This window comes from Enterovirga sp. (genome assembly GCF_028290205.1).
Lineage (GTDB): Bacteria > Pseudomonadota > Alphaproteobacteria > Rhizobiales > Beijerinckiaceae > Enterovirga.
This window is the reverse complement of sequence record NZ_JAQGKF010000245.1, coordinates 1-10,953: the sequence shown is the minus strand read 5'-3', so window position 1 is coordinate 10,953 and position 10,953 is coordinate 1. Positions and strand designations below refer to the sequence as shown.

Genomic DNA, 10,953 nt, shown 5'->3' with positions numbered 1-10,953 from the left:
AGGGGCTGCACCGGGAGACGCACGCCGTCCATGCCGCGGCCTGGGCCGACCGCATGGGCCGCGTCACGCATCTGCGCGAGGATGTCGGCCGCCACAACGCGCTGGACAAGCTGGTCGGCGCGCTGCTGCGGGCCGGGGCGGACCCGACAACGGGCTTCGTGCTGGTCACGAGCCGCTGCTCGTTCGAGATGGTGGACAAGGCGGCGGCCTTCGGAGCGGGCCTCCTGGTCGCCATCTCGGCTCCGACCTCCCTCGCCCTGGACCGGGCCCTGGCGCTCGGCCTCGGGCTCGTCGCCCTCGCCCGCCGGGATGGCGTCACGGTGTTCCTGGAGCCCGCGCCGGCGCTGTCCTGACCGGGGTGGTCAGACCACCTGGTTGCGCAGGCTCCCGGCTCCGCTCTTCAGCCGCTCGAGATTGTCGAGCAGGATGTCGACCACGTTTGCCTCGTAGCGCCGGGTCTCGCCGGCGAGATGCGACGTGATGATCGTGTTCGGCAGGTTCCACACGGGCGAGCCCGCCGGCAATGGCTCCTCGCACACGGTGTCGAGCGCGGCTCCGGCGATGCGGCCGGACCGGAGGGCGTCGGCAAGGTCGGCCTCCACCACGCAGGCGCCCCGGGCCACGTTGACCAGATACGCCCCGGGCTTCATCCGGGCGAGCGCGGCGCTGTCGATGATCCCCTGCGTCTCGGCCGTGAGCGGGCAGGTCAGGACCACGTAATCGGCCTCCGGCAGAAGGCGGTGGAGGTCGGCCATCCCGGCCACCTGGTCGGCTCCGTTGGGGCCGGCGGCGGGGTCGCGCCGCGTGCCGATCACCCGCATCTCGAAAGCCTTGCCGAGGCGCGCCAGGCGGCCGCCGATGCCGCCGAGGCCGACCACCAGCAGCGTCTTGCCGGTGACCTCGTCCTCCCGCAGCGAGAGGTCTCCCTGCATCGGCCGCCAATGCCGCCGCGCCTGGTTCCCAAAGGCTTCGGGCAGGCGGCGGGCCAGAGCCAGGATCAGGGCCATCGCGTGCTGGGCGACGGCCCGGGCGTTCACGCCCTGGGCGCTCGCGAGCCGGATGCCCCGCGCCCGGATCGCCTCCGCGTCGTATTGGTTCGTGCCCGCGCTGACCGACTGGATCAGCCGGAGTCGGGGGGCGAGATCCAGAAGCCGGTTGTCCCAGAGGCCGGACACGACGAGCACATCCGCCTCGCCGATCCGCGCCGCGAGTTCCTCCCGCGAGCCGACCTGAAATGACGCCATGCCGCTGGAGCGGGCGTCGAACGCCTCCTTCAGCCGGTAGGCCTGATGGGCGAAAGCGATGGTGAGTTGGTCCTCGGCCTGCATCACATCTTCCCCGCGCCTCTGCTGGCGGCGCCCGAGCCAAACCCGATCGGGCGGCCTGCCGCAAGGCATTGGACGCCGCCATGCCGCCTCACGTAGCCTCCCGCCAAAGGAGGATCGCCATGCCCATCGGTTTCCGCATCGAGCCCCGAGCGCCTGCGCTCGACCCTGCCCTGGTCGAGGCCCTGCGCGGCATTCCGACCTCGGTGCTCAGCGACAACATGGGCCGCCTGTTCGCGGCTGGCGGGACCCTGCGGCCCTTCCACGACGGCACGGCGATGATCGGCATGGCCCTGACGGTGAGGACGCGGCCCGGCGACAACCTGGTCATCCACAAGGCCGTCGACATGGCCGGGCCGGGAGACGTCATCGTCGTGGACGGCGGCGGGGACACCGTGGGCGCGGTCGTGGGCGAGATCCTGGCGAGCCTCGCGGAGGCGCGCGGCGCGGCCGGTTTCGTGATCGACGGCGCCATCCGCGACCTGGATGCGCTCTCCCGGTCGAGCCTCGGCGTCTACGCCCGGGGCGTGACCCCGCGCGGCCCCTACAAGGACGGACCGGGCGAGATCAACGTGCCGATCGCCGTCGCGGGCCAGATTGTGGTGCCGGGCGACGTGGTGATCGGCGACCTCGACGGCGTGCTGGCGATCCCGCGGCACGAGGCCAAGGCCCTGGCCGAACTCGGCCGCGCCCAGATGGCCCGCGAAGCCGCCATGCTGGCGGCCATCCGGGACGGCACGCTCGACCGGTCCTGGGTCGACGAGACGCTCAGGGCCAAGGGCGCCGTGGTCTAGCCGGCCTGCGACCCGGAGGCGGCGGAACGCAGCCCCGCAGCCGACGTTCGCCCTGCTCTTGCTGCGGATGCACGCGATGTCCGACCCCAAGATCGAGACCTATACCGGACCTGCGGGCGGCTGGGGTTCGGCAAAGTCGCTCGCGACCTATCTGGCACGCGAGCACATCCCGGTCTCCGGCACCGCGATGCTGACCAAGCAGAACAAGCCGGACGGCTTCATGTGCGTGTCCTGCGCCTGGGCCAAGCCGGCCAAGCCGCACCCGTTCGAATTCTGCGAGAACGGCGCCAAGGCGACGATCTGGGAACAGACGGCCAAGCGCAACACGGCCGAGTTCTTCGAGAAGCATTCCGTCACGGAGCTGCTGGCCTGGCCGGATCACGACCTGGAACAGGTCGGCCGCCTGACCGAGCCGATGCGCTACGACCCGCAGAGGGACCGCTACGTCCCGGTCGCCTGGAGCGAGGCGATGGCGGAGATCGGACGCGAGCTGCAGGCGATCGCGCCCCGATCGGCCGTGTTCTACGCCTCCGGTCGGGCGTCGCTCGAGACGTCCTACATGTGGGCGCTGTTCGCGCGGCTCTACGGGCACAACAACCTGCCCGATTCCTCGAACATGTGCCACGAATCGACCTCGGTCGCCCTGCCGCAATCCATCGGCGTCTCGGTCGGGACAGTGCTGCTCGACGATTTCGAGACCACCGACCTGATCATGTTCTTCGGCCAGAACGTGGGGTCGAACGCGCCCCGCATGCTGCACCAGCTTCAGGAGGCCCGTCAGCGGGACGTCCCGATCATCACGTTCAACCCCCTGCGGGAGCGGGGCCTCGAACGCTTCACCAATCCCCAGAACCCGCTGCAGATGCTGACCGGCAGCTCGACGGAGATTTCGACCCAGTACCATCAGGTCAAGGCCGGCGGGGACCTCGCGGCCCTGACCGGGATCTGCAAGGCCCTGCTGGCGGCCGACCGGGAGGCGGAGGCGGCCGGCCGGCCGCGTCTGCTCGACCTCGATTTCATCGCCAAACACACCCACGGCTTCGCCGAATTCGCGACGTTCTGCGACGGCCACGATTGGAGCGCCGTCGAGGGGCGGTCCGGGCTCAAGCGCGAGGCGCTGGAGGCGGCCGCCAGGGTCTATGGCGAGGCCCGCAACGTGATCGGCATCTACGGCATGGGGCTGACGCAGCACCGCAAGGGCGTCGAAACCGTGAACATGCTGGTCAACCTGCTGCTGCTGCGCGGCAATCTCGGCCGGCCCGGGGCCGGTATCTGCCCGGTGCGGGGCCATTCCAACGTGCAGGGGCAGCGCACGGTCGGCATCTCGGAAAAGCCCGAACTCGTGCCGCTCGACCGGCTGGCCGAACTCTACGGCTTCGAGCCGCCCCGGGAGAAGGGCCTGAACACGGTCGAGACCTGCGAAGCCGTCATCGCCGGCAAGGTCACGGCCTTCGTGTCGCTCGGCGGCAACTTCATCAGGGCCGTTCCGGACACGGTCCGCATGGAGGAGGCCTGGCGCAAGCTCCGCCTCACGGTGCAGATCTCGACCAAGCTCAACCGCTCGCATCTCGTGCACGGCGAGATCAGCTACATCCTGCCCTGTCTCGGCCGCATCGAGATCGACCACCAGGCGACCGGGCCGCAGGCGGTGTCGATGGAGGATTCGACCTCCTGCTTCCACGGCTCGCGAGGCGTCGCGACCCCGGTCAGCCCGGACGTGCGCTCGGAACCCTGGATCGTGGCGGAACTCGCCAAGGCGACCCTGCCGCCGAACCCGCGCGTCCCCTGGGACGCGTGGGTCGGCGATTACAGCAGGGTGCGGGACGCGATCGAGGCGACCTACCCGGATACGTTCAGGGATTTCAACGCGCGGCTGTTCGAGCCCGGCGGCATCGTCAAGCCGCTGCCGGCGCGCGACCGGGTCTGGGAGACCGAGACCGGCCGGGCCAACTTCACCGTTCCGGCCGGCCTCGAGGCCGATCCCGACACGGCGACCGACCGGCGCGACGTGCTGGACCTGATCACGCTGCGGTCCAACGACCAGTTCAACACCACGATCTACGGCTATGACGACCGCTTTCGGGGCATCGACGGCACCCGCATGATCCTGTTCATGAGCGCCAACGACATCGCCCGGCTCGGCCTCGAGGATGGCGCCGAGGTCGATGTGGCGACCGACGCGCGAGACGAATTCGCCCGGGAGGTGAAGGGGCTCCGGGTCGTGAAATACGACATCCCGGAGGGCAATTGCGCCGGCTATTACCCGGAGCTGAACGTGCTGCTGCCGCTCTGGCACTATGACGAGCAGGCGAAGACGCCCGCCGCCAAGGCCATCCCGGTCAGGGTTGCGAAGGCGGCTCCTCCGGCCTAGCCGCGTCGGCGCCGGGCGTCAGCCCGAGCCGCTCGCCGCCATAGCCGCGGCTCTGGATGGCCCGCCACCAGGGCTCGCTGGCGAGAAACCATTCCACGGTGCGGCGTAGCCCCGTCTCGAACGTCTCCTGCGGCGCCCAGCCGAGCTCGGCCCGCAATTTGGAGGCGTCGATCGCATAGCGCAGGTCGTGGCCAGGACGGTCGGCCACGAAGGTGATGGCCTCGTCATGTGGGCGGCCGTCCGGCCGCGGCCGCAGCTCGTCCAGCACCGAGCAGATAGTGCGGACGACCTCGAGGTTGGTGCGCTCGGCGTTGCCGCCGACATTGTAGGTCTCGCCCGGACGGCCTGCCTCGAAGACGCGGCGGATCGCCCGCACGTGGTCCTCCACGAACAGCCAGTCGCGCACGTTCTCGCCGGTCCCGTAGACGGGCAGCGGCTCGCCCGCGAGCGCCTTCAGGATGACCAGCGGGATCAGCTTCTCGGGAAAGTGGAACGGGCCGTAATTGTTGGAGCAGTTGGTGACGAGGGTGGGCAGCCCGTAGGTGTGGTGCCAGGCCCGCACCAGGTGGTCCGACCCGGCCTTGGAGGCTGAATAGGGCGAGCGCGGGTCATAGGGTGTCGTCTCGCTGAACAGCCCCTCCGGACCGAGCGAGCCGAACACCTCGTCGGTCGAGACGTGGTGGAAGCGGAACTGCCCGCGCCGCTCGGGGTCGAGGCCCGACCAGTGCCGGGCGGCCGCGCGAAGGAGCCGGTAGGTGCCGACCACGTTGGTCTCGATGAAGGCGTCCGGGCCGTCGATCGAGCGGTCCACATGGCTCTCGGCCGCAAGATGCACGACCACGTCCGGGTCGAACGCCGCAAACACTGCCGCCAGGGCGGCCTCGTCGCAGATGTCGGCCTGGATGAAGCCGTAGCGCGGATCCTCCGCCACCGCCTCCAGCGAGGAGAGCGAGCCGGCATAGGTCAGCTTGTCGAGATTGAGCACCCGATAGGGGCTCTCCGTCACGAGATGACGGATCAGCGCGGAGCCGATGAAGCCAGCGCCGCCCGTGACGAGGATGCGGGACAGCATGCGATCCCCCGTCAGCCCAGATGCTCGGGAAGCGGATCGCCCTCGAACGGGAACGGCGTGTCGAAGCTCGCGAGCGGCGGCAGGGCGATATCCTTTGCGGACAGGACGGGTCCCGATGGCGGCAGCGGCCAGATGATCCCAGCCGAGTCCCAGCGGATGCCGGCGTCGAGCTCGGGCGCGTAGTCGTCGCTGACCTTGTAGGCCACCTCCGTGTCGGGTTCGAGCGTGACGAAGCCGTGCGCGAAGCCGACCGGAATAAAGAGCTGCCAGCCGTTCTCGGCCGAGAGTTCGGCGGACAGCCACCGGCCGAAGGTCGGCGAGCCGCGCCTCACGTCCACGGCCACGTCCAGGATGCGGCCCCTGACGCAACGGACGAGCTTCGCCTGCGCGCGCGGCGGCAGCTGGAAATGCAGCCCCCGCAACGTTCCGACCGGGCGCGAGAGAGAGTGGTTGTCCTGGACGAAATCCACTCCGATGCCCTGCGCGGCCGCGGCGCGCCGGCTCCAGGTCTCCATGAACCAGCCGCGCTCGTCGCCGAAGCGGCGAGGCTTGAGGAGGAGGATGCGACCGCTCATCGGGTTCCAGGTGCAAGGGGGCCGGAGCCGGCGCGCTCTACCGGGTCCAGCCCCGATCCGCAAACCGCCCCGCCCCTCCCCCGGCGCGTTCGGCAACGGTTTCAACTCGCGGCAGAGTCGCGCGGGCGCGACGCATCTCCATGGACAGGCCCGGCCGGCCGGCCTAGACCCCGCCCCGGTACGCGACAGAACGGGGCGAAGGTGAAGGGCATCATCCTGGCGGGCGGGCTCGGCAGCCGCCTCTACCCGATCACCTGGGCGATCTCGAAGCAGCTCCTGCCGATCTTCGACAAGCCGCTGATCTACTACCCTATCTCGACCCTGATGCTGGCCGGCATCCGGGAGATCCTGATCATCTCGACGCCCGCCCACCTGCCGCTGTTCCGCGCCCTGCTGGGCTCCGGCCGGCAATGGGGCATCCGCTTCGAATATGCCGAGCAGCCGGAGCCGAAGGGCCTGGCCCAGGCGCTGCTCATCGGGGAGCGCTTCCTGGACGGCCAGAAATGCGCCCTCGCCCTCGGTGACAACGTGTTCTACGGGGCCGGCCTCACCGGCCAGCTCGAGCGGGCGGCCGCCCTGCGGGAGGGCGCCCTGGTCTTTGCCTATCCGGTCGCCGACGCGCGCGACTTCGGCGTGGTCGAGGTCGACGCGGAGGCCCGCGCCCTCTCCATTGAGGAGAAGCCGGCCGAACCCAAAAGCAACCTCGCGGTGACCGGGCTCTATTTCTACGACGAGGAGGCCGTGGAGATCGCCAAGTCAGTGCAGCCCTCCGCGCGCGGCGAGCTCGAGATCACCTCGGTCAACGCCCACTACCTCGAGCGGCGGCGGCTGAAGGTGGAGATCCTGCCCCGCGGCACCGCCTGGCTCGACACCGGCACGGTGGAAGCCATGCACGAGGCCAGCGCTTTCGTGCGGGCGATCGAGCACCGCCAAGGGCTCAAGATCGCCTGCCCGGAGGAGGTGGCCTGGCGCCAGGGCTTCATCACAACGGACGATCTCCTGGCCATCGCCGGAACTCTGAAGAACGAATATGGACGCTACCTGTCGCGGATCGCGACGTCTCCGCGGCACTGATCCCTCTCCGGGTTCCCGAGCATGACCTCGTCGGCCACCACTCTCGCGAGCCCCGCGCCTCTTGTGGCGGAGGTGGAGGAGGCACGTCCCGGATCCGCCTGGCTCCGGCCGTTGGAGGCGGTAGGCGCAGCGCTGCTGGTCACCATCGTGCTGCTGCTGCTGGCTGGCGTCACCTCCCGCTACGTGTTCTCGCTGCCGGTCGTGTGGATCGACGAGGTCGCGTCCCTCTCCTTCCTGTGGCTCGCCATGATCGGGTCGGCGCTGGCGCTGGACCGCAACGAGCATCTCAGGCTGACGCTGTTTTTGCGCATGTTTCCTGCGCCGCTGCAGCGCTTCATCGACGCCTTTGCGCCGCTCGCGGTGGCAGCCTTCCTGGTGACGCTGATCTACCCGGCCTTCGACTACGCCTTCGAGGAATGGTTCATCACCTCACCGGCGCTGAACATCCCGAACACCTACCGGACCGCCGCCATCCCGTTCGGCATGACCGTGATGCTGGCGGTCGTGCTCCGCTACGCGCTCCGGACGGCCTCGGCCCGAGACCTGGTGCTTGCGACACTGCTGCTCGCTGCCGTGGCGCTCGCGCTCTGGTTCCTGTCGCCCAGCCTGATGGCCGCCGGAAACAGCAAGCTTATCCTGTTCCTGGTCGTGTTCGTGGCCGTGTGCCTCGTGGCTGGCGTGCCGATCGCCTTCTGCTTCGGGCTCGGAACCCTGACCTATCTGGGCTTCGCCACGCAGGTTCCGATCTTTGTCATGATCGGCCGCATGGACGAGGGCATGTCGGGCCTGATCCTGCTCTCGGTGCCGATCTTCGTGCTGCTCGGCTGCATCCTCGACGCGACCGGGATGGGCAAGGCGATCGTCGATTTCCTCGCCTCCCTCCTCGGCCACGTCCGGGCCGGCATGTCCTACGTGCTGCTCGGCTCGCTCTTCATCGTGTCGGGCATCTCGGGGTCCAAGGTGTCCGACATGGCCACGGTCGCGCCGGCGCTGTTTCCGGAGATGAAGCGGCGCGGGCATTCCCCGCGCGAAATGATCGCGCTGCTCGCGACCGGGGCGGCCATGGCCGACACGGTGCCGCCCTCCATCGTGCTCATCGTGCTCGGCGCGGCGGCCGGCGTTTCCATCGCGGGGCTGTTCACGAGCGGCTTCGTGGTCGCCATGGTGCTGCTCGCCTCGCTGGCCATCCTGGCCCGCTGGAAGGGCCGCCACGAGGACATGCGCGGCGTGCGCCGGGCGCCCATGGCCCTGATCGGCCGCACGCTGCTGGTGGCCGCGCCGGCGCTGGTTCTCCCGTTCCTGATCCGGTCCACGGTCGCGGGCGGGGTTGCGACCGCCACCGAAGTGTCCACCATCGCAGTGGTCTACGCCCTGTTCATCGGGGCCGTTCTCTATGGCGGCATTGGCTGGCGCACGTTCTACCGCATGTGCGTCGACACGGCCGCGCTGACGGGCGCCATTCTGCTCATCCTCGGCACCGCACTGGCCATGGCCTGGGCCATCACGCAGGCCGGCGTCGCCCAGAGCATTGCCGGGTTCATGACGGAACTGCCCGGCGGCCGCTTCACCTTCCTGGCGCTGACCATCGTGGTGTTCCTGCTGCTCGGCTGCATCCTGGAGGGGCTGCCGGCGATCGTCCTGATGGCGCCGCTCATGTTCCCGATCGCCAAGAAGCTCGGCATCAACGACATCCACTATTCCATGGTGGTCGTCACGGCGATGAATATCGGACTGATGACGCCGCCCATCGGGGTTGGCTTCTACCTTGCCTGCCGGATCGGCAACGTGTCGCCGGACGACGCGATCGGGGCCATCTGGCCCTACCTCATCGCGCTGCTCGGGGGCCTCATCGTGATCGCGGCGGTGCCGTCGATCTCCACCGCGTTTCTGTGACCCGATGACGGACGGGGCGCCGAGAGGCGGCATCGCGCCGACCAGCCGCCGGGTCATGAACCTGGCCCATTTCCTGCGGCAATCGGCCCGGCGCCACGCGGAGGAGATCGGGCTCGTCTGGGGCGAGCGGAGCTGGACCTGGGCCGAGCTCGACCGGCGCGTCGATGCCATGGCGGCGGCGCTGGTCGCGCGCGGCGTCGTCAAGGGCGACCGGGTGCTCGTCCAGGCCCGGAACTCGAACCAGATGTTCGAGTCGATGTTTGTGTGCTTCCGGCTCGGCCCCGTGTGGGTGCCGACCAATTTCCGCCAGACGCCCGACGAGGTCGCCTTTCTGGCCGCCGCCAGCGGCGCATCCGCGATGATCTGCGGGAGCGAGTTCCCGGACCACGCCGCCGCGGCCCGGGCGGCCGCGCCCTCCATCCGGTTCGCCGTGTCGATCGGCCCCTCCGGCTTCGGCGAGGATTACGACGGGCTGGTTGCCGCCCATGCCGGCGCGGCCGCGCCCACGGCCGATGTGCTGCACGACGATCCCTGCTGGTTCTTCTTCACCTCGGGCACCACCGGCCGGCCCAAGGCGGCCGTGCTGACGCACGGCCAGATGGCCTTTGTGGCCACAAACCACCTTTGCGACCTGATGCCGGGCACCACGCACCGGGATGCCTCGCTGGTGGTGGCGCCGCTCTCGCACGGGGCGGGCATCCATCAGCTCGCCCAGGTGGCGCGCGGCGCCAAGACGGTGCTGCTGCCGGGCGAGCGCTTCGACGTCGACGAGGCCTGGCGGCTGGTCGCGCAATGGCGCATCACCAACATGTTCACGGTGCCGACCATCGTGAAGATGCTGGTCGAGCACCCGGCCGTGGACCGGCACGACCATTCCTCCCTGCGGCACGTCATCTATGCCGGCGCGCCGATGTACCGGGAGGACCAGAAGCGCGCGCTAGCCAAGCTCGGGCGCGTGCTGGTCCAGTATTTCGGCCTCGGCGAGGTCACCGGCAACATCACGGTGCTGCCGCCCGAGCTGCACGAGCCGCAGGACGGGCCGGACGTGAAGATCGGCACCTGCGGATACGAGCGCACCGGCATGCAGGTGCAGATCCAGGACGAGACGGGCCGTGAGGCCGCCCCCGGGGAGACTGGCGAGATCTGCGTCTGCGGCCTCGCGGTCTTCGCCGGCTATTACAACAACCCCGACGCCAACGCGGCAGCGTTCCGGAACGGCTGGTTCCGCACCGGCGATCTCGGCCACATGGACCGGGAGGGCTTCCTGTTCATCACCGGCCGCGCCTCGGACATGTACATCTCCGGCGGCTCCAACGTGTATCCGCGCGAGACCGAGGAGAAGGTGCTGACGCATCCGGCGGTGGCCGAGGTCGCCATCGTGGGCGTGCCGGACGAGACCTGGGGCGAGGTCGGCATCGCGGCCTGCGTGCTGAAGCCCGGCGCAGCGCTGGAGGAGGAGGAACTCCTCGCCTGGCTCGCACCCAAGGTCGCCCGCTACAAGCTGCCGCGCCGGGTGGTGTTCCTGGAGGAACTGCCGCGCTCCGGCTACGGCAAGGTGACGAAGAAGCTGGTCCGCGCCGAGATCGAGCGGCGGGGCTACGTCCCGGCGAGCCCCGGCCGCTGATCGCGTGCGCCCGCCGGCCTGGGCCCGGGCGCCGCACACCGGCCCGTCACTCGGGCCGCCCCGCGTTGGCAACACTCCCACTGCGCGCGAAAACCTTGCCGCACGGCACGGGCCCGTGCAGGACAAGGTCAAACAACACGGGTGGAGACGCGGAATGGCCGAGACGATCGGATTCGTGGGGCTCGGAATGATGGGCACGCCGATGGCAGCCCGTCTCGCCGAAGC

At 69.7% G+C, this 10,953-nt stretch carries 9 protein-coding genes; 6 read left to right on the top strand and 3 right to left on the bottom strand.

Going from position 1 to position 10,953, the window contains the following annotated elements:
* Positions 1–353: formate dehydrogenase accessory sulfurtransferase FdhD (locus JWR86_RS17115; RefSeq protein ID WP_299567680.1), on the top strand; the 353-nt coding region annotated here is incomplete at its 5' end.
* A 9-nt stretch (positions 354–362) separates the two neighbouring features.
* On the opposite strand, the gene JWR86_RS17110 is transcribed toward JWR86_RS17115, so the two are convergent.
* Positions 363–1,328: a D-2-hydroxyacid dehydrogenase gene (locus JWR86_RS17110; protein WP_299567678.1), complete on the bottom strand. Its 966-nt coding sequence runs from the start codon at positions 1,326–1,328 to the stop codon at positions 363–365.
* 119 nt (positions 1,329–1,447) lie between these two features.
* Between JWR86_RS17110 and JWR86_RS17105 the strand changes: the two genes are divergently transcribed.
* A complete protein-coding gene (locus JWR86_RS17105) occupies positions 1,448–2,119 on the top strand; it encodes an RraA family protein (protein WP_299567676.1) in 672 nt (223 codons plus the stop codon).
* 76 nt (positions 2,120–2,195) lie between these two features.
* Positions 2,196–4,490, top strand: a complete 2,295-nt coding sequence (locus JWR86_RS17100; protein WP_299567674.1) for an FdhF/YdeP family oxidoreductase — start codon at positions 2,196–2,198, stop codon at positions 4,488–4,490.
* On the opposite strand, the gene rfbB is transcribed toward JWR86_RS17100, so the two are convergent.
* On the bottom strand, positions 4,459–5,562 hold the full coding sequence (gene rfbB / locus JWR86_RS17095; protein WP_299567672.1) for a dTDP-glucose 4,6-dehydratase: 1,104 nt from the start codon (positions 5,560–5,562) through the stop codon (positions 4,459–4,461). The genes JWR86_RS17100 and rfbB overlap by 32 nt on opposite strands.
* An 11-nt stretch (positions 5,563–5,573) precedes the next feature.
* The gene (gene rfbC / locus JWR86_RS17090) at positions 5,574–6,137 is read right to left on the bottom strand and encodes a dTDP-4-dehydrorhamnose 3,5-epimerase (RefSeq protein ID WP_299567670.1); all 564 of its coding nucleotides are present in this window, start codon (positions 6,135–6,137) and stop codon (positions 5,574–5,576) included.
* A 201-nt stretch (positions 6,138–6,338) separates the two neighbouring features.
* Between rfbC and rfbA the strand changes: the two genes are divergently transcribed.
* The 3 genes from rfbA to JWR86_RS17075 are packed head-to-tail and all read left to right on the top strand — an operon-like array spanning position 6,339 to position 10,728.
* Positions 6,339–7,211 carry a glucose-1-phosphate thymidylyltransferase RfbA gene (gene rfbA / locus JWR86_RS17085; RefSeq protein ID WP_299567668.1) on the top strand — a complete coding sequence of 291 codons (873 nt, stop codon included), beginning with the start codon at positions 6,339–6,341 and terminating at the stop codon, positions 7,209–7,211.
* 21 nt (positions 7,212–7,232) lie between these two features.
* Positions 7,233–9,104, top strand: coding sequence for a TRAP transporter large permease subunit (locus tag JWR86_RS17080; protein ID WP_299567666.1), 1,872 nt, complete (start codon positions 7,233–7,235; stop codon positions 9,102–9,104).
* Positions 9,105–9,108: 4 nt separating this feature from the next.
* Positions 9,109–10,728, top strand: a complete 1,620-nt coding sequence (locus JWR86_RS17075; RefSeq protein ID WP_299567664.1) for an acyl-CoA synthetase — start codon at positions 9,109–9,111, stop codon at positions 10,726–10,728.
* The last annotated feature ends 225 nt before the right edge of the window (positions 10,729–10,953 follow it).

Bases quoted from the DNA above. Each gene is read 5' to 3' on its own strand.
- JWR86_RS17110 (WP_299567678.1), bottom strand. From the start codon at position 1,328: ATGCAGGCCGAGGACCAACTCACCATCGCTTTCGCCCATCAGGCCTAC.
- rfbB (WP_299567672.1), bottom strand. From the start codon at position 5,562: ATGCTGTCCCGCATCCTCGTCACGGGCGGCGCTGGCTTCATCGGCTCC.
- JWR86_RS17100 (WP_299567674.1), top strand. From the start codon at position 2,196: ATGTCCGACCCCAAGATCGAGACCTATACCGGACCTGCGGGCGGCTGG.
- rfbC (WP_299567670.1), bottom strand. From the start codon at position 6,137: ATGAGCGGTCGCATCCTCCTCCTCAAGCCTCGCCGCTTCGGCGACGAG.
- JWR86_RS17105 (WP_299567676.1), top strand. From the start codon at position 1,448: ATGCCCATCGGTTTCCGCATCGAGCCCCGAGCGCCTGCGCTCGACCCT.
- JWR86_RS17075 (WP_299567664.1), top strand. From the start codon at position 9,109: ATGACGGACGGGGCGCCGAGAGGCGGCATCGCGCCGACCAGCCGCCGG.
- JWR86_RS17080 (WP_299567666.1), top strand. From the start codon at position 7,233: ATGACCTCGTCGGCCACCACTCTCGCGAGCCCCGCGCCTCTTGTGGCG.